Below are 24,185 nucleotides of genomic sequence, written 5' to 3'. Positions count from 1 at the left end.
ACGACCTTCTGGCCGGCGTGGACGCCATGAACTACCAGCAGGCCACTCCCATTCAGGAGCAGGCCATCCCCAAAATCCTCGACGGCAAAGACCTCATTGCCTGTGCCCAGACCGGCACCGGCAAAACCGCCGCCTACCTGCTGCCGCTGCTCGACAAGATTTCGCACGCCAAGCACGGCCACACCACCACCCTCATTCTGGTGCCCACCCGCGAGCTCGCCACCCAGATTGACGAGCAGGTGATGGGCTTCGGCTACTACGTGGAAGCCAGCAGCATCGCCATCTACGGCGGCGGCAAATCGGAGAACTGGGAGCAGCAGAAACGCGCCCTCACCAGCGGGGCCGACATCATCATCGCCACGCCCGGCCGCCTCATCGCGCACCTGCAAATGGGCTACGTGAAGTTCGACCAAATCAAGTACCTGGTGCTGGATGAGGCCGACAAGATGATGGACATGGGCTTCAGCGATGACATCTTCAACATCGTGCGCCAGCTGCCCAAGGAGCGCCAGACACTGCTGTTCTCGGCCACCATGCCCAGCAAAATCCGCGACTTCTCGCAGCAGATTCTCAACAACCCCGAAGAAATTCGCCTGGCTGTTTCGAAGCCCGCCGCCGGCATCGACCAGCAGCTCTACATGGCCTACGACCGCCAGAAAATCTACGTCCTTGAGCACATCATCAAAACTCAGGACGTGCAGAGCATGGTGCTCTTCACCAGCCAGAAAGCGGCCGTGGGCGGCATCGTGAAAGCCGTGAATAAGCTCGGTATCGAAGCCCGTGGCATCAGTTCTGACCGCACCCAGGAAGAGCGTGAGGAAATCATGCGCGCCTTCAAAAACAAGCAGTTCCCCATCCTGGTCGCCACCGACGTGCTCAGCCGCGGCATCGACATCGACTCCCTGAGCCACGTTGTGAATTATGATATTCCAAGAGCGGCCGAAGATTACGTGCACCGAATAGGTCGTACTGCTAGAGCCGCCACCAAAGGCACGGCCATCACCTTCATCTCCGACCAGGACCAGGACCGGGTGCTGAAGATTGAAAAGCTCATCGAGCGCGACCTCGAAAAGCGCGCCATCACCGAGGAGCTGGGCCTGGGCCCCGCCCCGGAATTCGACCCCAAGCGCTTCGCCGGCCTGGGTGGCAAAATTGGTGGCCGCCCGGCCCGTGCCGGCCACGGCAGCAGCGGTGGCGGTGGCCGCAGCGGTGGTTTTGGTGGCGGCGGAGGCCGCGATGGCGGCCCGCGCCGCGAAGGTGGCGATGGCGGCCGCGACGGTGGCCGCCCGCCCCGCCGCGACGCCCCCGACCCCAAAGACCCCAAGCACCTGGAGCGCCTGGCCAATGCCAAAAATGCCCTCGCCGCCCTTGATGCCGGCCATGCGCCGGCCGTGCCCTACCAGCGCCCGCCGCGTGAAGACGGCGATGCCCGCCCCGAGCGCCGCCCCCGCCCGGAAGGCGAAAACCGCCCACCCCGCACGCCCCGCGCCCCGCGCCCGGAAGGTGAAGCCCGCCCGCCCCGTGAGCCCCGCGCCGATGGCGAACAGCGCCCGCCCCGCGAACCTCGCGCCGACGGTGAGGCCCACCCACCCCGGCCCGAAGGTGAGCGCCGCGGCAACCGGGGTGGTCGCAATCGCGGCGGCCGGGGTCCTCGGCCGGAAGGCTCCACGGCTCCGGCTACTGGTGAAGCACCAGCCACTCCTGCTGCCAGTGAATAATGAATCAGCAATTTATTGACACAAAAAAGGCGGCTTGGTTAAGCCGCCTTTTTTGTGTCAATAAAAATAAATGGGGAAATCAGAATTTACACCCCGAAATTCTTCTGAATCATGGCGGCAAAGTCCGCTTCGCTCATCTGGGCTTTCGCACCGAGAATGCTTTTGGCATCATCGCCCGCAATGTAGCGGAGTTGCGAGGTGCCATCGGTGGCGGCGGTGTAGATAACTTCGGCAATCTGCTCGGACGTGGAGGCCGCGCCGCCGCGCTCGTTGAAGGCGGCCAGCACACTGCGCACCTGGCCGGCGTAGGGGTCGGCATCGTTGGCCGGGTCAATGGTCATTTGGAGGGAGCGGGTGGCGAAATCAGTGGCCACGCCGCCGGGTGCCACCACTTTTACGTGGATGCCAAACGGGACCAACTCATACCACAACGACTCGGAGAAGCCATCGAGGCCGAATTTGGTGGCGTGGTAGAGCGAGTTCATCGGGAAAGCCGTGCGGCCGCCCACGGAGGTGATATTGATGATGACACCGGATTTTTGCTCGCGCAAAATCGGCAGCGCCGCCCGCGTCACGGCAAACACGCCGAACACGTTGGTGGCAAACTGCTGCTGGATTTGCTCGTCGGTAGCCGCCTCGAACGGACCAACCAAGCCATAACCGGCATTATTGATGATGACGTCGAGGCCGCCAAAATCGGCGTGGGCCTGCTGGATGGCGCGGGGTGCAGCAGCGGCATCGGTCACGTCGAGGGCGTAGACGCGCACATTGGGCAGGTCGTCGAATTTGGCATCGGCGGGGTTGCGCATGGTGGCGGCCACCTGCCAGCCATGTTGAGCAAAGAGGCGCACGGCGGCCGCGCCGATGCCGGTAGAAGTACCGGTGATGAAAACAGTTTTGGGCATGGTGAAATCGGTTTTGATGAGCAGATAGTGCGGCAGACGAACGACCAGCCCTTATACTTTACCCACCTCGACTGACTCGACTAACTCAAATAACTGCCCCAGCAGCGGCGTGGGTAACACCAGGCAATCGGCCTGCTCCCTTCCAAACCGGTATTTTTCGATAACGGCCAGCCCAAACCAAAGCCCAAAATGCTCAAATACGCGCAGGCCATAGCACGACAGCAGCTGCTCGGCGGGGGTATGCCAGGCCGTGCCCGGCAAATCGGCCAACAGGAATGGAAAAGCCTGCTGGTATTTGTCGGCATAGAATTGAAGCGGACGGGCTTCGGCCCCAAACTTCAGCAGCAGCAAGAGGGTGTAGGCCCAGCCGGTTTGCCCCACCGTAGGCGCATCATAGCCGTCGTGGTACGCCCAATTGAACTTTTCGCCAAACGTGGCGAATACGCGTTGCATTAGCTCGGTCCGGCGGGCGGGCGGCCGCAGGCGCTCGCCGTTCTTCGTCAGCATCAGCTTGCCGTGGACTTTCCGGAGCAGGCCTGCCAGCACCGCATTGTGGTGAACAGTAGACAGGCCAGGAGCATCGATTTCGCGGTGCAGCTTGGTGTGGCCGGCTTCAATGGAGGATTCCGTAATAAAGCCGAACCCATACAGCTCGTGCAGATACTTTCCCGGCAAAGCCCCTAAGGCGGTAAGTTTGATGGAAACGTCGCGGTTTACAATGCGCAGCAATTCCTCCGTCAGCCGCAGAAAGGGTATCTGGTCCAGCACATCGGTCGGCATTTCGGGACGCAAGCGCAGTGGCGATTCCGGCCCCCAAGGGTCGTAAAGTAACTGGTGCATCTGCGAGGGCGTGAGGCCACCGAATGCCGTTAGTGGCGTGTCGTTGTAACGCCGGAAATGCACGGCTGGCTGGGCAGATTGGTCGGGGTTCATACGGCAATCAAAAAACAAGTTTCAGAACTTCGCGCACCCACGATACGCGCCTACCCCACCACCTGCCCCACCCCAAACAGCACCGTAAACACCAGCGTGCTCAGCGCCATCTGCTTCAGCAGCGGGTCGAGCTGCATCGACTCCTTCCGCTGCCACACCTGGATGGCATTGAAGGCAAACAGCGGCGTGGCCAGCGCAAACAGCCACTGCCACGGCGAGTGGTAATTAAGCGCCACGAATACCGTAGCGCAGCCCAACCCGAATAGCAGCAGCAACCAGTGGTAACGGCGCGCATAGATTGGCCCCAACCGCACGGGAATGGTGATTTTGCCGGCCAGCACATCGGAGTTGATGTCGCGGATATTGTTCACGTTCAGCACCGCCGTTGCGAAGCAGCCGAGCGCGGCAGCGGGCAGCAGCACTTGCAGCGGCAGCGTCCGGGTTTGCAAAAAATAGGTGCCACACACGCCCACCAGCCCAAAGAACAGGAACACTGAGATGTCGCCAAAGCCCGCGTAGCCGTAGGGATTGGCGCCGGCCGTGTAGTTTACCGCTGCCCAAATGGCTGCCAAACCCAACGCCACGAACGCCAGAAACAGCCCCAGCCCCGCCGAGCCCAGCGCCACCCACAGCAGCGCGAGGCCGCTGGCCAACGCCAGCAGGCCGCAAATCCACATGCCGCGCTTCATTTGGGCGGGAGTGATGGCGCCGCTCTGCACGGCGCGCTGCGGGCCCTGGCGGTGCACGCTGTCGGCCCCGTTCTGGGAGTCGCCGTAGTCGTTGGCGAGGTTGCTAAGGATTTGGAGCAGGATGGTGGTGAGGGCCGCCAGACCCACTACCAAGCCGTTGAAATGGCCGGTGGCCGCAGCTAAAAAAGCGCCCGTGAGGATGCTGGCCAGGGCTAGCGGCAGGGTGCGGGGGCGGAATGCAGATATCCAGGGTGACATGGGCAACGGAGAAATCAAACAGCAAAAAGAACGTCATGCTGAGCGCAGTCGAAGCTTCTCGCGTGCAATACTAAATCGAATTAGTTGCGCGGTAGAGATGCTTCGGCTGCGCTCAGCATGACGTTCTGGATAAATCAGAAACGGCAAAAACTACTTCGTGATATCGGCCACCAGCTCGGGGCTCAGGGGCGTCACTTTCGAGTTGTAGAACTTCACGACGTGGCCTTTTTCATCGACCAGGTACTTGCAGAAATTCCAGCTCGGGGCATCGGATACCGCGCCGTTTTTGGTTTTATCCGACAAGTATTTGTAGAGTGGTGTGGCGTCGTCGCCCTTCACCGCAACGGTTTCGAACAGCGGGAACGTCACGCCGAAGTTCTTCTCGCAGAACGTGGCTACTTCGGCGTTCGAAGCCAGCTCCTGGTTGAAGCTGTTGGACGGAAAACCCAGCACGGTCACCTTGTTGCCGTATTTTTTCGACAACTCCTCCAGCTCCTTGTACTGCGGGGTGAAGCCGCACTTGGAGGCGGTGTTCACAATCAGCAGCTTTTTGCCTTTGTACTGGCTCAGTTTCACTTCCTTGCCGTCGATGGATTTCACGGTGAAATCGTAGACGGAAACGGGCGCGGCGGCGGTTTGGCTTGCGCCTTCCTTCGGTTCAGTGGGCGTGTTCATGGCGGTGGACGTTGCGGGTTTGGCGGCGATGAAGACTACAGCCGTGGCGGCGGTAGCCAGCGTGAGGAGAAGGGAATTTTTCATGGTTCGAAGGTAAGAGTTGCGCAGTTGAATGCGTAACCATGCAAAGGCCAGCAGGGTTTTGGACTGTCTGTTTAGTTGTCACTTATTTGTTGTCAGGCAGTTCTGTGAGCTAACAACTGACAACTGACAACTGAAAATCAGGTGGTGGGCGGGGTGAGCCACTTTTCCAGCTGCACCGGTTTATAAGCCGCCATCTGCGCCAGTACGTCGAGCGGGTCGGCCGATTGCAGGAGCTGGGCGCGGTTTTCGGCGCGGAGCAGGTAGTCGTCGCGCATGCGGTCGAGGGCCAGGAGCAGGTGGTCGTAGTAGCCATCTACGTTTAGCAGGGCCACGGGCTTCTGGTGCAGGCCGAGCTGGCCCCAGGTCAGCACTTCGAACAGCTCTTCGAGCGTGCCGTAGCCGCCGGGCATGGCAATGAAGCCATCGGCGCGGTCGGCCATCATCAGCTTGCGCTCGTGCATGGATTTCACGACGTGTAGTTCCGTGCAGCCTTTATGGGCCAGCTCCCGGGCATCCAGAAAGTCGGGAATCACGCCGATTACCTGGCCGCCCTGGGCCAGCACGGCATCGGCGATGGTGCCCATCAGGCCCACGCGGCCGCCGCCGTACACCAGCGTGAGGCCCTGGGCCACCATGGCCGCGCCCAGAGCTTGCGCCTGGGCAATGTAATTCGGGTTGGTTCCGGCGCTGGAACCACAGTAAACGGCAATGCTTTTCATATTGAACTTGTAGGAACGCGCCACGGCGTGTTCAATCGTTTGGTTGGATAACCATGTGAGGAACAATGTCCACGGCGCGCCCATCGAACGCGCCGTGGCGCGTTCCTACATGCGCTCGGGCACCTGCATGCCCAGCAGGCCTAACGACTGCTTAATCTGCTCGCCTACACGGGCCGAAAGGGCCAGCCGGAAGCTGCTCTTGGCCGCATCGGCGGCTTGGAAAATCGAAACTTCCGCGAAGAACCGGTTGTAGGCCTTAGCCAAATCGTAAGCGTACTGCGCAACCAAAGCTGGCGAGAGAGTCCGAGCAGCATCAGCTACCACCGAATCGTAGCGCGCTAGCTCCTGAATCAACTCACGCTCGGTAACGGCGAGCTCGGTTATGGTCGTCCAATCCACATTGATGTCCATTTGCAATCCAGCAGCCTTCCGACGAATGGCCGCAGTACGAGCGTAGGAATACTGGATAAAGGGCCCCGTGTGCCCTTCCAAGCTCACCGACTCTTCGGGGTTGAAGAGCATGCGCTTCTTGGGGTCCACTTTTAGCAGATAATATTTCAGCGCGCCCAGGCCCAGCATGTGGTACAGCTCCTCCAGCTCGGCATCGCTGAGGCCTTCGGTTTTGCCTTTTTCGAGGGTGGCGGCTTTGGCGGCGGCCACTACGTCGCGCACCAGCTCGTCGGCATCGACCACGGTGCCTTCGCGCGATTTCATCTTGCCGGAGGGCAGGTCCACCATGCCGTAGCTGAGGTGGTGGATGGCGTCGGCGTAGGGCTTGCCCAGCTTGCTGAGCGTGGCTTGCAGCACCTGCATGTGGTAGTTCTGCTCGTCGGCGATGACGTAGATGCTGCTGTCGTAGCCGAAATCCTGGTATTTGAGTTCGGCCGTGCCCAGGTCCTGGGTGATGTAGACGCTGGTGCCGTCGGCGCGGAGCAGGAGCTTTTCGTCGAGGCCCTCGGCCTGCAAATCGACCCACACCGAGCCGTTTTCCTTCCTGAAGAACACGCCTTTCGCGAGGCCTTCTTCTACCCGCTCCTTGCCCAGCAGGTAGGTTTCGGACTCGTAGTAATACTGGTCGAAATCGACGCCGATGTTCTTATAGGTTTCATCGAAGCCTTCGTACACCCAGCCGTTCATCTGGCTCCAGAGGGCTTTCACGGCCGGGTCGCCGGCTTCCCAGGCTTGCAGCATCTGCTGGGCCTCGGTCATGAGGGGGGCTTGCTTTTTGGCGATGTCGGAGGCCACGCCTTCGGCTTCGAGCTGCTTGATTTCTTCGCGGTAGTGCTTCTCAAACAGCACGTAGTATTTGCCGGCGAGGTGGTCGCCCTTCATCCCGGCGCTGGCGGGGGTTTCGCCCTGGCCGAAGTGCTGGTAGGCAATCATCGACTTGCAGATGTGGATGCCGCGGTCGTTCACCAGGTTGGCTTTGGTGACGGTGGCGCCGGTGGCTTTCAGAATCTCGGCCACCGAGTAGCCCAGGAAGTTGTTGCGCAGGTGGCCCAGGTGCAGGGGCTTGTTGGTGTTGGGCGAGGAGTATTCCACCACCACGTTGCGCGGGCCGCCGTCGGTGGCTACTGGCGCGGTGGCGGGCCGGGCGCGCAGCTGCCCGAACACGGTCAGCCACTCCGAATCGGCGATTTCGAGGTTCAGGAAGCCTTTCACCACGTTGTAGCCGCTCACGCGGGGCTCGTGGGCTTTCAGCCACTCGCCCAGGGCCTGGCCGATTTGCTCGGGGCCTTTGCCAAACACTTTGGTGAGCGGGAAGGTGACGAGGGTGAAGCTGCCGGCAAACTCCTTGCGCGTGGGCTGGAGCGTGAGGCTGGCGGCGGGGATTTCTACGCCGAATACGGCCTGCGCGGCGGTTTGCAGGGCGGTTTTGAGGGAGTTTTCTAACTGTTGCACGGGGCAAAGGTACGGGCTGACCGGAACCTCACCCCCTTTTCAACCAGTGGGGACCTGATGGCGGGTAACTACGCTTTGCCGCCAGCTAGAAAGCGACCGATGGCGCGCACATAACCTTCCGCAAAAAACTTTTCGGTTAGTTTCTCCTGTGCCCCCAAGTGTCCACAGTCCACGGCCAGTAACTGACGACGTTGCTTCCGGCGAGCAGCCTGCACTACTGCCGACGAGTCGGTTAAGGGCGTGTTCTTGTCCTGGGTGCCGGCGATGAACAGCCACGGGCAGCGCACATGGGCCGCCACTGCTGGATAAGCAGCAGCCTCGGCGGGGAGGGTAATGGTTTTGTTTTTAGCCGCCTTTTGGTAAGCAACGATGCCGGGCAGGTTGCCGGGGTAGCCTTCGGTAATAAGAAAATCGGGGCGGGCACGGGCCGCAACTTCCGACCCGACAATGGCCCCCATTGATAAGCCCAGAATACCCACCCGGTCGCGGGGTGCCAAATGCCGCGCCTTGGCCAGCGCAGCGCTAAGGTCAATGGCAAATTCCTCGTAATACAGCCGTTGCGGGTCGATGGCGAAGGCCTGGCTGTGGCCAAACCCCCGGTAATCGAACAGCAGCGAACGGTAGCCCGCATCGGCCAGCGCCCAGGCTGTGTAGATGCTGCTGGACATATTGTAGGCGTCGCCCCCGGCTACCACCATTGTGGTGTGCTGGTCAGGGGCTTTGGCAGAGGGTTCAATTAGCCAGGCTACCAGCTTCACATTATCGGCCGTGGTAATTTCCAACTGTTGGTATTTCAAGCCCAGGGTATCGGGTTTGGCCCACCATTCGGCCACTGGGCGGATGGCAAAAGCGGGGCCGGCTACCAACAGCGCCAGACAAAAGAGCAGGATGCGTACCATGTAAAAAGCGGAAAAATTAGAAGCCCAAGTATTGTTCTCAGGTCGTTGATAGACTGGTTCCGCCAACGAACGTTGCTCCGCTAGCTGCATGCGTTTTCTGCGGTTCACGATGCCGTTCCGCAAGAAAGTACGCGCCTTCTTTTCAATCAAAAAGCTTCCCAGGCGGCCCCGCCCGCCGGACGAATAGCCCCCCGAAACTTGCAGCAACCAAAAGCCCCGTCAGTGGCTGGTGGGGATACTTACAGGCGTGGACTTGTTCAATCCCACTACATTCGTGGCCCATCTTTTCTACCGTCCGGCGCAATGCATCTCAATACGTATGTTACCCATGAAGGCCAGCGGTATGAGATTTATTGGACGACCGACGCGGCTACGCACATCCTGAAAAACTACGTGGGTGACCAAAGTGGCGGCGTCCACCACGGCCTCGACCCCAGCATCATTTCGCAGCTGCTGCGACGGACGCGGTTTATTGTGCCGCTGCTGGATGACAAACGGCCGCATCTCCACGTTTGCCTGACTGGCCGGGCGGGCAAAGTGTATGAAACGTATGCGTATCTTGTTCCTGAACTTGACCACCGCCCCCCACGTTGCGTGGTAGTTACCTGCTACCGCAGCAACAAGCAGCAATACCGCGAATTATTCGCCTCTTAACTCTTTATCGCCATGACGCAGCTTCGCAAAAAGCCTTCCGATACGGCCCAACGCAGCTACTCCGGCCCTACCCCCGCCGCCACCAGCGCTACCCGGAAAGCAGCCCGCCCCCACCAGGCCGCCTTCGCTCCCGAAGTATTTGCCAGCGCCGCCGAGTACGACCAATCCGTAGCCAGCGTGGTAGCCCGCATCCAAAGCGGCCAGGCTCCGCCGCGCCCGCCGGACGAATAGCCCCCCGAAACTTGAAGCAACGAAAAGCCCCGCCAGTGTCTGGCGGGGCTTTTCGTTGCTCACCCTCTCAGAGCGTCATTTATTCCCCTGCCGTTAAGAATGTCGTGGGTGCATTTTTCAATTCGGGCCGCTCGGGTGTTGGATTGCTTGGGGGCCGAAAAATGCAGCAGGTAGGCCCGTTGGCGGCCCGGCGTCAGGGCCGTAAACGCGGTTTTCAGGGCCGGATTTTCGGTTAGTTTACGTTGCCACTCTTCCGGTGAGGTGAATTCATCGGGCTTTTTGAACGCCACTTTTGCCCCGCTTTTTTCCAATTCCAGCGCTTCCTGGATGTAGGTTTTCAGGACGGGCTCCCGCTCCACTACTTCCCGAACGGTGGTGAACCGCAGCTGGCGCGCGGCCTGCACGTTCGCCGTTTGCTGCACCAACAGGCCCTGCGCATCCCGCAGCAACGCCCCTTTAAAGAACAGCACGGCGCAGTAGTCCTTGAAGACGTGCAGCAACAGGATGTTGCGGTTCTGAAAGGTGTAGCAGGGCACGCCCCACTTCAGTTCTTCCGTCAGGCCGCAGGCCAGCACCACCGTTCTTACCTGCTCCAGCTCTTCCAGCCACCGGTGGGCTTTATGGAAATAGAAATCAACCTTGGGATTCATGCTCATCTTAGTTGAGGGGTTGTGGCTGGGTTTGTACTGGCGCGAAGTCGGCAGCAGACCGGACGGTGCCTAAGGTATGGGTTGGGGCCGCGAGAGTTGGCGCGAGGACCAGCCGGCGGCTGGCGGGGCGCAGCTGCCAGGAGGCTACCGTGAGGCAGGCGAAAACAAACGGCGCCAGCGCCGCGAGGGGCCCTTCGCCGCTGGCCAGGTGCGACACGACGGCACCCGTGAGCAGGAAGAAAAAGCCCGCGTAGGCCCATTCCTTGGCCAGCCGCCAGCCCGGCAGCAGGAGCACCAGCACCCCGGCCACCTTCCACACGCCTACCAGCGTCAGCACGTAGAGCGGGTAGCCCAGGTGCCGCATGCCGTCGACGTTAATTTGGGCGCGCAGCAGCTGGGCCGTGGCGCCGGCCAGCATGCCAAAGGCCAGCAGGCCGGTTACCAGCCAGAACAAGACCGGGCGGGAGCGTGGTGTTTCCATGGGGAATAGCGGTTAGATGAAGTTTGCACCAAAGCTACCCGCCGGTATTTCCCGGCTATTTATCAAATGATAAAAAAGCTACTGCCCGGCTCGGATGCGGCTCAGCGACACTTGCGTGATGCCCAGGTAGGCCGCCAAATCGCCCAGGCTGATGCGCTGCAGCAAGGGGGCTTTCTCCTGCACAAACAGGCGGTAGCGCACGGTGGCGTTTTCCTCCAGCATTTCGCTGATGCGCTTCATCATGCCCACGGAAGCAAACGCCAGCAGCTGCTTGAACAAGGTTTCGATGGCGTGGTGCTGGCGGCAGAGGCGCTCGATGTCCGGCCGCGCAATGCGGTATCCCGTGGTCGGCTCCAGGGCCAGCAGCTGGTATTTGGAGGGGGCGCTGGTCAGGTAGCTGTTGATTTCAGTGAACAGGATGGGCTCCTTGAAGAAATTCATGATAAACTCCTTGTCCTCTTTGTAGAACGACGACTTCACCAGGCCGTGCTCGATGAAGTGGTAGTGCTGGCTCGTTTGCCCGGCCCGCAGCAGGCAAGCGCCTTTCGGGAATTCCTGCGGCACAAAGGCGCGCAGCAGCTCGTCGCGGGCCGGCGGTTCGAGCCGCACGATTCGGTCGGTGTAAGTCAGAACAGGGTGCATAGGGGCAAATGTGGCAGAATCGTCGCTATGCTGCTCCCAAAACGCCGCCTACTGGCCCGGCAGTGAAACGCCTGGTGAAGGAGTAAGCACCGCCGCTTGAGCAACAAAGAGCCCCGCTAGTGTCTGGCGGGGCTTTTTGTTAGAACAATATCATTTCATACCATAATATTCCTTTACCTTGTGCAGCAAAACAGCCTGCAAACTAAAAAGGCGTTATTCCATTCACTTAACTCAAGGTTCTACTATGGCATCAAGAGCTGCTGACGCTACCATCAAAGGTTATTATTATCAATTTGATACTTCTATATTAAAATTACTCAAGCTTCCTAATAATGCAGATTCTATAGTAGTAGAAGGAATTGAAGACATTGACATCAGAACGGCAACAGATTTAACAACAGTACAATGCAAGTATCTGTCAAAGCCTAACTACATACCTTCTGCTGTTCGAGAACCGATTTCACTGATGCTTTCGCATTTTATGGAAAACAAGACCTCAAATCCGCTGAATTATGTACTTTATGCACACTTTACAAATGAGCAAGCTGGAACTATAAAAACCATTGATAGAAATGCGCTAAAATCGATACTAACTTATAAGGTTGCAAAAAGCCAGAAAGAGTTTCATACCGATAATAATATCACAGATGCTGACTTAGACAAATTTCTTTCAAAATTCAAGTTTGAATTCGGCTATGAATTTGTCGAACAACAAAAATATGTAATTGGAAAAATTCAAAAATACTTCAGCTGTAACGCCTTCGAAGCAGAAACAATATACTACAATAACTCATTGAAAATCATTATAGACAAGTCTATAAAAAAATCCGAAAAGGACAGGACAATTACGAAGTTAGAGATAAGTAATTTAGCCAATATTAAGACAATTCTTTACAACGAATGGTACATTAAGACACTTACCAAGGATAAGTATTTAATAACAATTCAAAAATATTTAAAGTCAATGAATGCGCTCCTTCCAAGCAAGGAGAAATATTTTCTAATTGGCGAATCAATATTAAATAACTCTACTACTAACCTTAAAATCAGCAAATTTATTGAAAACCTTATTGATAAATACTATAATCAAGGACGCGCATTACGTAACGCAAAACCGGTCACAGTAATACTAGAATGTGATGATAATTTTATAAAAGAGGTAAAAATAAATTTGATAGACAACGAAATCAATTTCAATGATGGGTATGAATCATTGAAGTTCTCCCCAAACCTCTTTTCAAAAGCCCCACTTATTCAAGTTTCTGCATCAGGAAAGATAATTAACTCAACTTACCGAGTAAGAGTAATAAATAAAAAAACATTTGATTCAAATACTATAATAGCCAAAAAGTCAGATGCGTTTCTCAGTTTCTCCAAAAACAACGTAAGTTTCAATGGACAAGACCCGAAACAATTTTTCAACATTCAATATTGTGAAACAATCGAAGACATTTTTAAAATCTTAAATTAAAATCAGATGCAAATTCAAAACACCATAAGTTCAGACATTTTTAAAATATTAACCGTCGCCCCAAGCTTAATTCAAATTGAAGTATTGGACGCAGACAAGTTCAAACAGGCAGCACATGCATTTACTATTGGTAGCTATTTAAAAATATCAGACGAAGATGATGCATCAATTATTGCGCTTGTACAAAGCTACAGGATTAAAGAGCCTTCGCTCAAACTTCCTGTGCATGAGAATGAAAGTACGGAAGTAGCTTCTTTATCATTTATTCTAGATGCACAGCCAATTGGTTTTTTAGATAAAGATGGCCAATTCAAAAGAGGAGGCCAGCAGATTGCAATTCCTCCAAATCACGTAGAAATCGCCGATGTAGAACTATTAAAGAGAATTTACAGCAATGTAAATGAGGATAGGAAATTAATATTTTCAACCCTAGCACAAAACTCAGAAGTGGAAATAGCAGTTGATGGCGACAAATTTTTCAGTAAGCATATCGCTATTTTCGGTTCAACCGGCTCTGGGAAATCAGGCACTGTTGCAAAAATTCTTCAAGAAGGAATTCAATCTTCAGAGCAACAAACCAAATTAAGCGCCCTAAACAATTCACACATATTGCTTTTTGACTTACACGGCGAGTACAATTCCGCATTTCCTAAAGCAAGAAGAATCAGCATCGAAAATATGGTATTACCATATTGGTTAATGAATTCGGAGGAATTAGAAGAACTATTTATAGAGAGTAGTGAAAGCAACTCTCACAATCAACTATCACAGTTCAAGGCTGCCGTCACACTAAACAAGAAGAGACACAACGAAAAATTACCAAAGGTCACTTACGACACACCCGTTTACTTTAGTATTGAGGAAGTGTTTAAATACATATCAAATCAGAATATAGCAACTAAAGATTTTAAAACTGGGGTTTATAGAATAAAGGAAATTAAAGAGGGTGTTGAGGATAAATATCAATTATTTGAAAATATTGAATTCGATGACAAGGCTCAAGGAAAGGTTAATGGAGCTCCTTACAATGGCGAATTTGACAGATTCATCCCGCGGCTGGAAACAAAAATTAATGATGAAAGACTTTCATTTCTTTTTAAACCAAAAAAATTAGATGGCACTGAATGCAAAACTGAAGACCTTGCAGAAATACTTCATCAATTCATCTGCTATTCTGATGAGCACAAAGCCAACATATCAATAATTGATTTAAGCGGTATACCTTTCGAAGTCCTCAGCGTTGTTGTCTCATTAATAAGCAGAATGATATTTGATTTTTGTTTTTATTATAAATCTATCAAGGAAACAACTGCGGAAATTCCTTTTCTAATTGTATTAGAAGAGGCACACAATTATATCCCGCAGAACGAAGCAGCCAAATATCAATCAGTAAAGAAATCCATTGAGAGAATTGCTAAAGAGGGTCGCAAATACGGTTTATCATTAATGATTGTTAGCCAAAGGCCATCTGAAATATCAGAAACAATATTCTCTCAGTGCAGCAACTTCGTTGCTATGCGACTCACAAACCCATCAGACCAACAATATGTCAAACGCTTGCTACCGGACAATGTATCTGCAATCACGGATACTCTTCCAGTGCTTGAACAACAAGAAGCCATAATTATTGGGGATTCAATAGCTGTCCCAACAATTGTCAGAATTCATGACATCACAGAGAAGCCAAACTCAAACGATATTGGTTTTCGAACTGAGTGGAAAAAAGACTGGTGCGAAATTGCTTTTGACAAAATGATTGCCAAGATGACAAAAGAGGCTTAGTCCAATTTGAGACAACTCCAGCTACAAGAAAAGCCCCGCCGGCTACTGGCGGGGCTTTCTGTTTCTGTAGCGGCGCGGGCTTACGGCTGCTTGGGCGTCGTGTCGCCTTTCGGGCCGCCCCCGCCGAGGACGATGAGCTTGGTGTAGCCCTGGAAGCGCAGCCAGACCTCGTGCTTGGTGGGCGAGTTCTGGTAGGCCTTGAGCTGGGTACGCATTTCCTTGATGAGGTTGGTGTTGCGGCGCAACAGGGCGATGAGGGTTTTGCGGTCGGTGCTGCCGTCCACGGTGGTCAGGCGCTGGCTGGCGTGCTTCTGCTCGAAGCGGGCCAGCAGGCGGGTGGCCTCGGCCAGGTCGGCGGCCGTGAACTCGCGCTTGGCCAGCGGGGCGGCCAGGGGCTGGGCCTCCTTTAGCAGCGCCCCGACGATGGTGGCAAAGCTGGCATCGCCGGCCTTCGCAATTTCGGAGCGGCCGTAGCGCACGCGGCCGGCCAGGTCCTCGTCCTGGTTGGTTTTGCTGGCGGCGTAGCCTTGCAGGGCGGCGGCCAGGCGGAAGGCCAGAGGCTTGAGCAGGGCTTTGGCGCTGGTTTTTTGCTCGGTGGCGGTGCCGCTCTCGTCGCCCATCACGGCGTCTTCCAGCAGGCGGGCCTGGGCCAGGTTGGCGGCGTGCTCGGTGCGCAGGGGCGCGAGGTCGTCTTCCAGGGCGGTGTAGTGGTCCAGGTCGGCTTGCAGGCCGTTGGCGGTGGCGGTGTCGCGCCGCAGTTGGGCGTCGAGCTTGTTGTTGTCCATGTCGCTGAGCGTTAGGGGTAGATGTATGCGTCAAACGTAGCGAATATTTCGGTATTGTCGGGCTTATGGGGGCTTTCCGGGGCCGGCTACTGCCGTCGGCACGGCTGCCCGGGGCTGCGCACGCCCGCCAGGGGCTTCGGCAGCCTCGCCAACCGTTGCGCACCGCCCGCCCACGGCTGCGCACCACCACCCAACGGCTTCGACAGCCCCGCCCCGGCTTGCGCACGGCCGCCAGCGGTTGCGCACCACCCGCCAACGGCTTCGGCACAACATTCCTTCGCTCCGCAGCCCAAACCTTTCCTCCGCACCACAAACCTTCCCGCCGCAGCGCGGGCCCGCGTTCCGCAGCCCAAACCTTCAGGCTCCTCCCCGGCCTTCTGTCTTCGCCGCAGCGCACGGTTATTCCACCTCACCTCGGCTAGCCCCTAAAAAGACGAAACCCTGGCCGGTGACACGGTCAGGGTTTCAAAGAAGAAGGTGGTATGAACACCTAACTTCTCTTGGCAAATGAGAAATAAGCGCGTGTTAAAACTAGTTCAAATGGCTGGTAAAGCTGTTTTGACAGATGAAAGTTTATTCATCTCCTGACTAAGCAAAGGGATTTTTCCAATCATATAGCACATCAGCATCCAGCATATATAAATTTAAAAACTCCACTAACGATGCGGAGATTACCTTGAATTCATTGCCAGATGCCAAAATACCTATTCGGTAACCTTCTCCACTCTCATTTGGCATAAACCCGTATTCCCAACAGCTTATCAGATAATCAACAAATATTACGGCTGTAGCAAATTCCACTGTTGCGGCTTCTGCCGTTATCACAACCCACTCCTTTTGGACGGGGCGTAACTGTTCAATTGGCCAGAAAGCGTATCCCTCACTGTCCATGTCATGTGGAGCAATAGCAGGCATTCCATTTAATGAGCAATAAAACTGCTCAAAATCAGCTGGCAGTTTTATTCCTTTTTCCTGAGATACTGCTCGCACATACTGTAATTCTGATGCGGGCGATACAATGGATTGATTTAGCCAAAACTGGGATAGCACGCTGAGCACTTCGGCTAATTTGTTGTTGAAATCTTGCATTTCAAAGGAACCATCAACCTTATGTGATTCGAAGGTATGCCAATGGCCGGCTTTTTTGCTTCCACGCGCTACCGACTCACCACCTCATCCAACCGCAGCCGCCGCTCAATGGCCTCGGTAGCCTTTTCCAGAATATTAAAGGCATTCTTCGCCATCGTATTCCCGTTATCCAGCGTGGGGTTGATTTCGACCATCTCGAAGCACACCACCCGGTCGTTTTCCAGCAGGTCCTGGCACAGGTTTTCGGCTTCGGAGAGGTAGAGGCCGTCCTCCACGGGCGTGCCCGTGCCGATGCTGAAGCTCGAATCGAGGCTGTCGACATCGAAGGAAATGTACACCAAATCGCAAAAGCGCAGGTGCTCGTAAATCTCGCGGCTGAGTTGGCGCGAGCCTTTTTCCTTGATTTCGGGCAGCTTTACCCACTTAATGCCCAGCTCGGCGATGATGGCGTCTTCCTCCTCCTCGGTGTCGCGCACCACCACGTACACCAGGTGCTCGGGCAGCAGCTTGGGGCCGGGCTCGGCCAGGTTCTGGAGGCGGCGCCAGAAGAAGACGGTTTCCGCGTCGGGGATATTGCGCTGGTGGGCCAGGTTGTCGAGGCCCAGCGCGGCGGCCAGGGGCATGCCGTGCACGTTGCCGCTGGGCGTGGTGTAGGGCGAATGAATGTCGGCGTGGGCATCAATCCAAATCACGCCCAGGGTTTTCTGCGGATACGCGGCCTTGATGCCGGCAATGGTGGCGTTGGCGCTGCTGTGGTCGCCGGCCAGCACAATGGGGAACTCGCCGAAGCGCAGCGTCTGCTCCACGGTGCTGGCAATGCCCTTTTGCACCGTGTAAATGGCGTCGATGTGCTTGGCGAAGGGAAAGGGCGTTTTGTCGAACAGGACGTGGTTCAAATCGGGCACAACCACGGAGTTGAACCGGCGGAAATAGTCGGAGCCCTTGTTGAGGCAGGCCACGCGCAGGGCGTCGATGCCCATGCCGGCCCCGCGGGTACCCGCCCCCAGCTCGGAGCGGACTTCCAGTAATTTGATGCGTTTCATCGGCGGGTGGGAATTGGGGATAGCAGGTTGGCGGCATCGTTCCAAATTCTTCAGTTAGCAGTTAGCAGTTAGTAGTTAGCAGTTGGCTCACGGGGAGTATGGCTGTTAACTGTTCACTGATAACTGTTCACTGAAAAACTTCGAGCGCTGCCTTGCGGCAGAAGATTCTGCCGTAGCCAAGTCGCTACCTATTCCATCGTCACGATGCAGGGCGAGGTAATGCAGGAACAACGAACGGTTCCCGGCCAATATCCTAACCCCGGCGGTACTTTTGTCCCGCCCGCCGTAAAGGTCGGGGATTTCTGTTAGTTGTTGGTTGCTCGTTGTCAGTTGTTGGACATTTTTCTCGTCCGGCGGCAACAACCGCACCTAACAGCTGACAACTAGCAACTGACAACCACTTATGGATACGTACCACGACCTCATTTCCCAAACCTTCGATTTTCCCACGGCCGATTTCACCGTCCAGGCCCACGAGCTCCGCTTCCACGACATCGACTTAATGAGTCTCGTGGAGAAATACGGCACCCCGCTCCGCCTCACCTACCTCCCCAAAATCAGCTCCCAGATTCAGCGGGCCAAGCAATGGTTTGCCGACGGCATCCAGGAAACCGGCTACACCGGGGCCTACTCCTACGCCTACTGCACCAAGTCGTCGCACTTCCGCTTCGTGCTCGAAGAGGCCCTGAAAAACGACATCCACCTCGAAACCTCGTCGTGGTTCGACATCAGCATCATCCGCAACCTGCACGCCCAGGGCAAGGTCGACAAGCAGAAGCACATCATCTGCAACGGCTTCAAGCCCGAGGCTTACAAGAAGGAGATTGCCGACCTGATTAACGACGGGTTCGTGAACTGCATGCCCATCATCGATTCGCCTAACGAAATCGACTATTACCACGACCACGTGCGCGAAAACGTGAACATGGGCATGCGTCTGGCTTCGGACGAGGAACCGCGCTTCCAGTTCTACACCTCGCGCCTGGGCGTGCGCTACGCCGACGCCGTCCCCATCTACGAGCAGCGCATCAAGGACGACCCGCGCTTCACGCTCACCATGCTGCACTACTTCATCAGCACGGGCATCAAGGACACGTCCTATTACTGGTCCGAGCTGAGCCGCTTCGTGCACAAGTACTGCGAGCTGCGCAAGGTGTGCCCCACCCTCACCACCATCGACATCGGCGGCGGGCTGCCCATCCAAACCAGCATCCAGGCCGAGTACGACTACCCCTACATGGTGGCCGAAATCCTGCGCACCATCCAGCGCATCTGCGCCCAGGAAGGCGTGCCCGAGCCCCACATCTTCACCGAGTTCGGCATCTTCACGGTGGGCGAAAGCGGGGCCACCATCTACAGCATTCTCGACGAGAAGCTGCAAAACGACAAGGAGCTCTGGTACATGATTGACGGCTCGTTCATCACCAACCTGCCCGACACCTGGGCCCTGAACCAGCGCTTCATCATGCTGGCCCTCAACGGCTGGGAGAAGCAATACAAAAAGATTCAGCTCGGCGGCCTCACCTGCGACTCGCAGGACTACTACAACTCCGAGAAGCACATCTACCAGACCTTCCTGCCCGAGCGAAAGCCCGCCGATGCCCAGCCGCTCTACGTGGGCTTCTTCCACACCGGCGCCTACCAGGAGAGCCTGAGCGGCTACGGCGGCATCAAGCACTGCCTCATCCCCGCCCCCCAGCACATCATCCTCGACCGCGCCGCCGACGGCACGCTGACGGATACGGTATTTGCGCCGCAGCAGGAAGCCGCCAGCATGATGAAAATCCTTGGATACCAATAATCCAATTTCAGCGTTTGGTAGTGTAGCAAAATATAGGGCCAGTTGCTTATCTTTGAAGCCCAACCCCCGTAACCCCTCACCCGTTTTTATATAAATTATGAAAAAGTTTGTTCTGCTCGCCGCCGCCGGTGCTGCCCTCACGCTCGGCGCCTGCAACCGCCAGAAGTGCCCCGCCTACAGCAGCACCAAGGAAGCCAACCGTGTTTCCTCGCCCATCACGGCCAGCACGGCCGCGCCGGCTCCGCGCCAGTAGCGCATTCGGGTTTTGAAATAGAAAGGCCGGCCTCCCACGCGGGAGCCCGGCCTTTTTTTGTGTCCATCATGCCGAGCGCAGCCGAGGCATGACGGCTAAATAAGTTTTACACAACTTCCCGAACGGCTACTATGGCCGCTTAATTTGATAGCGCTTGATAAAGCCCGTATTATCAGTGGCATTCGGGCCAAAAACGGACACCTCGGTATAAGCTGGGAATCGGCGATAAGTGGTGATGTTTTCGCTGCCAGCTTCTTTCACCACCGAATCACCCACCTGAATGTATTGCTGCCCGGCGGTGGTCAGAGCCAGCGCCTGCGTTTCGCCAGTGGCCAGCTTCACCTTCTGAATGCCACGGGAATAGGACAGGACTTTATCTACGCGGCCGGCTATTTGCAGGGCTTTGTAGCGTTCGATTTCGCGCTTGCTATTGGCCGTGGTGGTGAAATAAAACACTGCCTGCCCCAGGATAATACACGCTATCAGGAACAAGGTGTTGCGGTTCCAGGCTATCCATTTCGGCTTGTTTTCGGTGGCTGTCATTGGCCTAAGATAACAGCCGTGGCCGCCCGCAAGTCTGCCACATGCGGCGCGAAATCCACCCCCTCCTCCTCTCCCACCAGAATACCGCGTACGCCGGCATTGGCCCCGGCTTCCATGTCGCGCAGCCGGTCGCCCACTATCCAGCACTGATTTACGTCGAGGTTGAAGCGGGCGGTGGCTTTTTCCAACATGCCCGATTCGGGTTTGCGCAGGATGGAGTCGCTCACGCTGGGGTGCGCATCGCTGAAATAGAGCGCGTCGATGGCATCGTCGCAGGCAGCTTGCAGCTTGGCGTGGCAGGCGCGGACTTCGGTAGCCGTGTAGAGCTTTTTGGCGATACCGGCCTGGTTAGTGACGACGATGAGCAGGTAGCCAGCCGCTTTGAGGCGGGCCAGGCTTTCGGGCACGCCGGGGCAGATGATGAATTTCGCGGGCTCCCAGACGTAGGTTCCGATTTCCTCGTTCAGCACGCCGTCGCGGTCCAGAAAAACGGCTTTGTTTTTTGTTGTCATTGCAGCAAAGCTACGGGCGGCCCGCAGGACGGCGAAACTAACTTTGCAGCCCCACTCGCGCATCGACTTTATGAAAATTGCCATCATCGGCGGCGGCATCAGCGGCCTCACCCTGGCCTGGTACCTGCAACAGGCGGGCGTGGCCTACGACTTATTTGAGGCCGACGCCCGGCCCGGCGGCAACCTGCGCAGCTGGGCCACGCCGGAAGGCTACCTGCTCGAAACCGGCCCCAACTCCCTGCAACTAAGCTCCGAGCTGGCCGAGCTGCTGGCCGACCTCGGCCTGAGCGACCAGATTCAGGACGCCGCCGCCGTGAGCCAGCACCGCTACGTGCTGCGCGACGGCCGCTACCAGATTATGCCCAGCTCGCCCCCCAGCCTGCTCACCAACGGCTTTTTCAGCCTGAAAGCCAAGTGGCAGCTGCTGAAAGAATTCCGCAAACCCGCCGAACCCATTGACCCCACGGAAACCGTGGCGCATTTTTTCCGCCGCCGCTTCGGCCCCGAAATCTTGGACTACGCCGTGAACCCGTTCATGGCCGGCATCTACGCCGGCGACCCGGAGCAGCTGCTCATCAACAAAACCTTTCCGCAGCTGCCGGCGCTGGAGCAGCAGTACGGCTCGGTGCTGCGCGGCTTTGCCAAGACGAGCAAAGGGGCCGCGCGCCGCCGCATCATCACGCTCAAAACCGGCATTCAAACCATCACCGACACGCTGGCGGCCAAGCTCACGAACTACCAGGCGGGCGCGGCCGTCAGCGCCATTTCCCGCGCCGCTGACGGCACGTATCAGGTAGAACTCACCGAGCGGCAGGGCCTGGAAGCGGCTCCGGGTTACACTCATTTGGCCCTGGCCCTGCCCGCCTATGCCGCCGCTCCCCTGCTGGAAACCTTGTTTCCGCAAGCGGCAACTGCTTTGGCGGCCGTGCAGTACCCGCCGATGAGCGCCGTGTATTCGGCCTACGACCGGACCGCCGTGGCGCACCCGCTCAATGGTTTTGGGGCGCTCAATCCCAAGGTGGAGGGCACCTACGCGGCCGGCTCCATCTGGACCAGCAGCATTTACCCGGAGCGGGTGCCGGCCGGGCAGGTGCTGTTCACCACGTTTGTGGGCGGGGCGCAATACGCGGAAGCCGCCCGCGAATCCGAAGCCGCGCAAAAAGCCGCCGTGCACGCCGAATTGAGCCGTTTCTACGGCATCGCCGGCGCGCCGCGCTGGCAGGGACGCTTCGCGTGGTCCCACAGCATTCCGCAGTTCGACGCGCACATAACGGGGGCACACCACGCGGCCGAAGCCCTGGCCGGGGCCAACATCGTGACGGTGGCCAACTGGCGGGCCGGCGTGAGCGTGCCCGACTGCGTGCGCTACGCCCGGCAAACGGCCGAAACCTTAGCCGCTGGGCGTTAGGCTTTTCACAAACAGCGTCCTTGGCAGTGGAATAGTAGAATATTCTTATCAATCGAGAAAATACTCATCCGCGACCCCGGGCCGCCGTGCAGCTTCGGGCCCCGAAACCCTATCTTTGGGCCCAATATTCTATTCCATGAGTGAAGGCCTCGTCCTGATTCCTACCTACAACGAGCGCGAAAATGCGGAGCTGATTATCCGCAAGGTGATGTCGCTGGCACGGGCGTTCGACGTGCTGATTATTGACGACAGCTCGCCCGATGGCACGGCGGCCATCGTGCGGGGGCTGCAGGCCGAGTTTCCGGGCCGCTTGTTTCTGGAGGAACGCAGCGGCAAGCAAGGGCTGGGCACGGCTTACCTGCACGGCTTTCGCTGGGCGCTGGCCCACGGCTACGAGTACGTGTTTGAGATGGACGCCGACTTCTCGCACAACCCCGAAGACCTGCTGCGCCTGCACGATGCCTGCGCCGTGGACGGCTACGACCTGGCTATTGGTTCGCGCTACATTCAGGGCGTGAACGTGGTGAACTGGCCCATGTCGCGGGTGCTGATGTCGTACTTCGCCTCCTGGTACGTGCGCCTGATAACGGGCATGCCCATCAGCGACGCCACGGCCGGCTTCAAGTGCTACTCGGCGCGGGTGCTGCGGGCCATCGACTTGGCCAACATTCACTTCGTGGGTTACGCCTTTCAGATTGAGATGAAATGGCTGGCCTACCAGCTGGGCTTTCGGATTATTGAAGTGCCCATCATCTTCACCGACCGCACCCGCGGCACCTCCAAAATGTCGAAAGGCATCTTCCAGGAAGCCTTTTTTGGCGTGCTGCAAATGAAAGCCAGCAGCTGGCTGCACCCGCTGAAACCGGTGGCCCGGTAGCGCGGCTCCTTACCGGGACCGTGGGCGCCGCACCGGACTAGCGGACGCCCGAAGTTAGCGCCGCGTGCCCAACCGGCACCCGGCCCCGGCGTATCTTGCTAGTACGCATGGAAAACACTCCCCTGTTCTGGCTTGGCTTCGTGGCTTTCGTTATCGGGCTGCTGCTGCTCGATTTGTTGGTATTCAACCGCCAGGCCCACGAAATAAAGCTGCGGGAAGCCCTGGGCTGGAGCGTCTTTTGGGTGGCGCTTTCGCTGGGCTTCAACCTGCTGGTGTACCGCACCATGGGCCCCCAGGCCGGGCTGCAATGGCTCACGGGCTACCTCGTGGAGAAGGCCCTGAGCGTGGACAATCTGTTTGTTTTCCTGCTCATCTTCAGCTATTTTAAGGTACCGGCGCAGTACCAGCACCGCATCCTGTTCTGGGGCGTACTGGGGGCGCTGGTGCTGCGGGCGGTGTTCATCCTGGCGGGGGCGGCGCTGCTGGCCCGGTTCCACTTCCTGCTGTACCTGCTCGGGGCTTTTCTGGTGTACACGGGCATCCGGATGGGCCTGAGCAACAACGACCCCGAAATCGACCCCGAGCACAACCCCGTGGTGCGGTTCCTGAGCCGGCACCTGCCCATTACGCGGCAGCTGGAAGGTGGCAGGTTTTTCATCAGGAAAGACGGCCTGCGCTTTGCCACGCCCCTTTTTGTGGTGCTGGTGATGGTGGAAACGACCGACGTGGTGTTCGCTGCCGACTCCATTCCGGCCATTCTGGCCATCACGCGCGACACGTTTGTGGTGTTCACCTCCAACGTGTTTGCCCTGCTGGGCCTGCGGGCCATGTACTTCGCCCTGGCCAGCATGATGCGCCTGTTTCACTACCTGCACTACGGCCTCTCGCTGATTCTGGTGTTCATCGGGACCAAGATTCTGCTCGAAAACGTGCTGCCCATTGCCATGCCGATGGCCCTGTGCGTAGTGGGCGGCCTGCTGGCGCTGAGCGTGCTGGCCTCGGTGCTGTGGCCGAAAAGGGAACTGTAAACTCACTTATACTCATCACGAAGTGAGTTGCGAGAACGAGGTAGAAACGCAAAATAGTGCGTCTCTACACCTGCTTCCTTTTCGAAACGAGTATAAAAGGGAAAAGGGCAGCGTTAAAAGCCATCATACTTTTAACGCTGCCCTTTTCCCTCC

At 57.0% G+C, this 24,185-nt stretch carries 25 protein-coding genes; 10 read left to right on the top strand and 15 right to left on the bottom strand.

Annotated elements, in window-relative coordinates; all coding sequences use genetic code 11:
* The first annotated feature begins 26 nt into the window (after positions 1-26).
* Entirely contained in the window at positions 27-1,718 is a 1,692-nt protein-coding gene (locus J4G38_RS13185; RefSeq protein ID WP_210517715.1) for a DEAD/DEAH box helicase, read from the top strand.
* An 86-nt stretch (positions 1,719-1,804) separates the two neighbouring features.
* Here the strand turns inward: J4G38_RS13185 and J4G38_RS13180 are convergent, their stop codons facing one another.
* The 7 genes from J4G38_RS13180 to J4G38_RS13150 all read right to left on the bottom strand — a co-directional run bounded on the left by J4G38_RS13180 (position 1,805) and on the right by J4G38_RS13150 (position 8,782).
* Positions 1,805-2,623: an SDR family oxidoreductase gene (locus J4G38_RS13180; RefSeq protein ID WP_210517586.1), complete on the bottom strand. Its 819-nt coding sequence runs from the start codon at positions 2,621-2,623 to the stop codon at positions 1,805-1,807.
* 51 nt (positions 2,624-2,674) lie between these two features.
* A complete protein-coding gene (locus J4G38_RS13175) occupies positions 2,675-3,556 on the bottom strand; it encodes a hypothetical protein (RefSeq protein WP_210517588.1) in 882 nt (293 codons plus the stop codon).
* 50 nt (positions 3,557-3,606) lie between these two features.
* Positions 3,607-4,503, bottom strand: coding sequence for a 1,4-dihydroxy-2-naphthoate polyprenyltransferase (locus tag J4G38_RS13170; RefSeq protein WP_210517590.1), 897 nt, complete (start codon positions 4,501-4,503; stop codon positions 3,607-3,609).
* Positions 4,504-4,653: 150 nt separating this feature from the next.
* The gene (locus J4G38_RS13165) at positions 4,654-5,262 is read right to left on the bottom strand and encodes a glutathione peroxidase (RefSeq protein WP_210517593.1); all 609 of its coding nucleotides are present in this window, start codon (positions 5,260-5,262) and stop codon (positions 4,654-4,656) included.
* 137 nt (positions 5,263-5,399) lie between these two features.
* A complete protein-coding gene (locus J4G38_RS13160; RefSeq protein ID WP_210517596.1) occupies positions 5,400-5,981 on the bottom strand; it encodes an LOG family protein in 582 nt (193 codons plus the stop codon).
* Positions 5,982-6,086: 105 nt separating this feature from the next.
* The gene (gene argS, locus J4G38_RS13155; RefSeq protein WP_210517599.1) at positions 6,087-7,883 is read right to left on the bottom strand and encodes an arginine--tRNA ligase; all 1,797 of its coding nucleotides are present in this window, start codon (positions 7,881-7,883) and stop codon (positions 6,087-6,089) included.
* A 68-nt stretch (positions 7,884-7,951) separates the two neighbouring features.
* Positions 7,952-8,782 carry an alpha/beta hydrolase gene (locus J4G38_RS13150; RefSeq protein ID WP_210517602.1) on the bottom strand — a complete coding sequence of 277 codons (831 nt, stop codon included), beginning with the start codon at positions 8,780-8,782 and terminating at the stop codon, positions 7,952-7,954.
* Between the two features lie 303 nt (positions 8,783-9,085).
* Here J4G38_RS13150 and J4G38_RS13145 point away from each other — a divergent pair, with 303 nt between their 5' ends.
* Together J4G38_RS13145 and J4G38_RS13140 are read left to right on the top strand one after the other, a co-directional pair.
* Positions 9,086-9,436: a hypothetical protein gene (locus J4G38_RS13145; RefSeq protein ID WP_210517604.1), complete on the top strand. Its 351-nt coding sequence runs from the start codon at positions 9,086-9,088 to the stop codon at positions 9,434-9,436.
* Positions 9,437-9,448: 12 nt separating this feature from the next.
* Positions 9,449-9,667, top strand: coding sequence for a hypothetical protein (locus J4G38_RS13140; protein WP_210517606.1), 219 nt, complete (start codon positions 9,449-9,451; stop codon positions 9,665-9,667).
* Positions 9,668-9,726: 59 nt separating this feature from the next.
* On the opposite strand, the gene J4G38_RS13135 is transcribed toward J4G38_RS13140, so the two are convergent.
* From J4G38_RS13135 to J4G38_RS13125, 3 genes are all read right to left on the bottom strand, one after another.
* The gene (locus J4G38_RS13135) at positions 9,727-10,317 is read right to left on the bottom strand and encodes a YdeI/OmpD-associated family protein (RefSeq protein WP_210517608.1); all 591 of its coding nucleotides are present in this window, start codon (positions 10,315-10,317) and stop codon (positions 9,727-9,729) included.
* A 7-nt stretch (positions 10,318-10,324) separates the two neighbouring features.
* The gene (locus J4G38_RS13130; RefSeq protein WP_210517611.1) at positions 10,325-10,798 is read right to left on the bottom strand and encodes a DoxX family protein; all 474 of its coding nucleotides are present in this window, start codon (positions 10,796-10,798) and stop codon (positions 10,325-10,327) included.
* Positions 10,799-10,876: 78 nt separating this feature from the next.
* Positions 10,877-11,440 carry a Crp/Fnr family transcriptional regulator gene (locus J4G38_RS13125; protein ID WP_210517614.1) on the bottom strand — a complete coding sequence of 188 codons (564 nt, stop codon included), beginning with the start codon at positions 11,438-11,440 and terminating at the stop codon, positions 10,877-10,879.
* 178 nt (positions 11,441-11,618) lie between these two features.
* Between J4G38_RS13125 and J4G38_RS13120 the strand changes: the two genes are divergently transcribed.
* Together J4G38_RS13120 and J4G38_RS13115 are read left to right on the top strand one after the other, a co-directional pair.
* Positions 11,619-12,911 carry a DUF4297 family anti-phage-associated protein gene (locus J4G38_RS13120; RefSeq protein ID WP_210517617.1) on the top strand — a complete coding sequence of 431 codons (1,293 nt, stop codon included), beginning with the start codon at positions 11,619-11,621 and terminating at the stop codon, positions 12,909-12,911.
* A gap of 6 nt (positions 12,912-12,917) precedes the next feature.
* The gene (locus J4G38_RS13115) at positions 12,918-14,693 is read left to right on the top strand and encodes an ATP-binding protein (protein ID WP_210517620.1); all 1,776 of its coding nucleotides are present in this window, start codon (positions 12,918-12,920) and stop codon (positions 14,691-14,693) included.
* An 80-nt stretch (positions 14,694-14,773) separates the two neighbouring features.
* Here the strand turns inward: J4G38_RS13115 and J4G38_RS13110 are convergent, their stop codons facing one another.
* The 3 genes from J4G38_RS13110 to J4G38_RS13100 form a co-directional block, all read right to left on the bottom strand.
* Positions 14,774-15,478 carry a hypothetical protein gene (locus J4G38_RS13110; RefSeq protein ID WP_210517622.1) on the bottom strand — a complete coding sequence of 235 codons (705 nt, stop codon included), beginning with the start codon at positions 15,476-15,478 and terminating at the stop codon, positions 14,774-14,776.
* Positions 15,479-16,066: 588 nt separating this feature from the next.
* Positions 16,067-16,567: an SMI1/KNR4 family protein gene (locus J4G38_RS13105; RefSeq protein ID WP_210517625.1), complete on the bottom strand. Its 501-nt coding sequence runs from the start codon at positions 16,565-16,567 to the stop codon at positions 16,067-16,069.
* Positions 16,568-16,635: 68 nt separating this feature from the next.
* Positions 16,636-17,610, bottom strand: a complete 975-nt coding sequence (locus J4G38_RS13100; protein WP_210517628.1) for an arginase — start codon at positions 17,608-17,610, stop codon at positions 16,636-16,638.
* A gap of 403 nt (positions 17,611-18,013) precedes the next feature.
* Here J4G38_RS13100 and J4G38_RS13095 point away from each other — a divergent pair, with 403 nt between their 5' ends.
* Complete coding sequence (locus tag J4G38_RS13095) at positions 18,014-19,411, top strand: type III PLP-dependent enzyme domain-containing protein (protein ID WP_210517630.1); 1,398 nt, start codon at positions 18,014-18,016, stop codon at positions 19,409-19,411.
* Between the two features lie 97 nt (positions 19,412-19,508).
* On the top strand, positions 19,509-19,664 hold the full coding sequence (locus tag J4G38_RS13090; protein WP_210517633.1) for a hypothetical protein: 156 nt from the start codon (positions 19,509-19,511) through the stop codon (positions 19,662-19,664).
* Positions 19,665-19,793: 129 nt separating this feature from the next.
* Here J4G38_RS13090 and J4G38_RS13085 read toward each other — a convergent pair whose 3' ends face one another.
* Entirely contained in the window at positions 19,794-20,207 is a 414-nt protein-coding gene (locus tag J4G38_RS13085; protein ID WP_210517635.1) for a hypothetical protein, read from the bottom strand.
* Positions 20,204-20,719, bottom strand: coding sequence for a D-glycero-alpha-D-manno-heptose-1,7-bisphosphate 7-phosphatase (locus J4G38_RS13080; protein WP_210517637.1), 516 nt, complete (start codon positions 20,717-20,719; stop codon positions 20,204-20,206). Before J4G38_RS13080 ends, J4G38_RS13085 begins: the two co-directional genes overlap by 4 nt.
* 70 nt (positions 20,720-20,789) lie before the next feature.
* On the opposite strand from J4G38_RS13080, the gene hemG reads away from it, so the two are divergent.
* The 3 genes from hemG (at position 20,790) to J4G38_RS13065 (ending at position 24,032) form a co-directional block, all read left to right on the top strand.
* Complete coding sequence (hemG, locus tag J4G38_RS13075; protein WP_210517638.1) at positions 20,790-22,127, top strand: protoporphyrinogen oxidase; 1,338 nt, start codon at positions 20,790-20,792, stop codon at positions 22,125-22,127.
* A gap of 136 nt (positions 22,128-22,263) precedes the next feature.
* A complete protein-coding gene (locus J4G38_RS13070; protein WP_210517639.1) occupies positions 22,264-23,004 on the top strand; it encodes a polyprenol monophosphomannose synthase in 741 nt (246 codons plus the stop codon).
* Between the two features lie 107 nt (positions 23,005-23,111).
* Positions 23,112-24,032: a TerC family protein gene (locus J4G38_RS13065; protein ID WP_210517641.1), complete on the top strand. Its 921-nt coding sequence runs from the start codon at positions 23,112-23,114 to the stop codon at positions 24,030-24,032.
* Positions 24,033-24,185 lie beyond the last annotated feature (153 nt).

Origin of the sequence: Hymenobacter terricola (assembly GCF_017921975.2) — a bacterium.
GTDB lineage: Bacteria > Bacteroidota > Bacteroidia > Cytophagales > Hymenobacteraceae > Hymenobacter > Hymenobacter terricola.
The sequence above is the reverse complement of the archived record's forward strand: the minus strand, read 5'-3'. Positions and strand labels throughout refer to the sequence as shown.

Excerpts from the sequence above, each read along its gene's own strand:
- J4G38_RS13185 (WP_210517715.1), top strand. The coding sequence starts at position 27 with ATGAACTACCAGCAGGCCACTCCCATTCAGGAGCAGGCCATCCCCAAA.
- J4G38_RS13180 (WP_210517586.1), bottom strand. The coding sequence starts at position 2,623 with ATGCCCAAAACTGTTTTCATCACCGGTACTTCTACCGGCATCGGCGCG.
- J4G38_RS13175 (WP_210517588.1), bottom strand. The coding sequence starts at position 3,556 with ATGAACCCCGACCAATCTGCCCAGCCAGCCGTGCATTTCCGGCGTTAC.
- J4G38_RS13170 (WP_210517590.1), bottom strand. The coding sequence starts at position 4,503 with ATGTCACCCTGGATATCTGCATTCCGCCCCCGCACCCTGCCGCTAGCC.
- J4G38_RS13165 (WP_210517593.1), bottom strand. The coding sequence starts at position 5,262 with ATGAAAAATTCCCTTCTCCTCACGCTGGCTACCGCCGCCACGGCTGTA.
- J4G38_RS13160 (WP_210517596.1), bottom strand. The coding sequence starts at position 5,981 with ATGAAAAGCATTGCCGTTTACTGTGGTTCCAGCGCCGGAACCAACCCG.
- J4G38_RS13150 (WP_210517602.1), bottom strand. The coding sequence starts at position 8,782 with ATGGTACGCATCCTGCTCTTTTGTCTGGCGCTGTTGGTAGCCGGCCCC.
- J4G38_RS13145 (WP_210517604.1), top strand. The coding sequence starts at position 9,086 with ATGCATCTCAATACGTATGTTACCCATGAAGGCCAGCGGTATGAGATT.
- J4G38_RS13140 (WP_210517606.1), top strand. The coding sequence starts at position 9,449 with ATGACGCAGCTTCGCAAAAAGCCTTCCGATACGGCCCAACGCAGCTAC.
- J4G38_RS13135 (WP_210517608.1), bottom strand. The coding sequence starts at position 10,317 with ATGAATCCCAAGGTTGATTTCTATTTCCATAAAGCCCACCGGTGGCTG.
- J4G38_RS13130 (WP_210517611.1), bottom strand. The coding sequence starts at position 10,798 with ATGGAAACACCACGCTCCCGCCCGGTCTTGTTCTGGCTGGTAACCGGC.
- J4G38_RS13125 (WP_210517614.1), bottom strand. The coding sequence starts at position 11,440 with ATGCACCCTGTTCTGACTTACACCGACCGAATCGTGCGGCTCGAACCG.
- J4G38_RS13115 (WP_210517620.1), top strand. The coding sequence starts at position 12,918 with ATGCAAATTCAAAACACCATAAGTTCAGACATTTTTAAAATATTAACC.
- J4G38_RS13110 (WP_210517622.1), bottom strand. The coding sequence starts at position 15,478 with ATGGACAACAACAAGCTCGACGCCCAACTGCGGCGCGACACCGCCACC.
- J4G38_RS13105 (WP_210517625.1), bottom strand. The coding sequence starts at position 16,567 with ATGCAAGATTTCAACAACAAATTAGCCGAAGTGCTCAGCGTGCTATCC.
- J4G38_RS13100 (WP_210517628.1), bottom strand. The coding sequence starts at position 17,610 with ATGAAACGCATCAAATTACTGGAAGTCCGCTCCGAGCTGGGGGCGGGT.
- J4G38_RS13095 (WP_210517630.1), top strand. The coding sequence starts at position 18,014 with ATGGATACGTACCACGACCTCATTTCCCAAACCTTCGATTTTCCCACG.
- J4G38_RS13090 (WP_210517633.1), top strand. The coding sequence starts at position 19,509 with ATGAAAAAGTTTGTTCTGCTCGCCGCCGCCGGTGCTGCCCTCACGCTC.
- J4G38_RS13085 (WP_210517635.1), bottom strand. The coding sequence starts at position 20,207 with ATGACAGCCACCGAAAACAAGCCGAAATGGATAGCCTGGAACCGCAAC.
- J4G38_RS13080 (WP_210517637.1), bottom strand. The coding sequence starts at position 20,719 with ATGACAACAAAAAACAAAGCCGTTTTTCTGGACCGCGACGGCGTGCTG.
- hemG (WP_210517638.1), top strand. The coding sequence starts at position 20,790 with ATGAAAATTGCCATCATCGGCGGCGGCATCAGCGGCCTCACCCTGGCC.
- J4G38_RS13070 (WP_210517639.1), top strand. The coding sequence starts at position 22,264 with ATGAGTGAAGGCCTCGTCCTGATTCCTACCTACAACGAGCGCGAAAAT.
- J4G38_RS13065 (WP_210517641.1), top strand. The coding sequence starts at position 23,112 with ATGGAAAACACTCCCCTGTTCTGGCTTGGCTTCGTGGCTTTCGTTATC.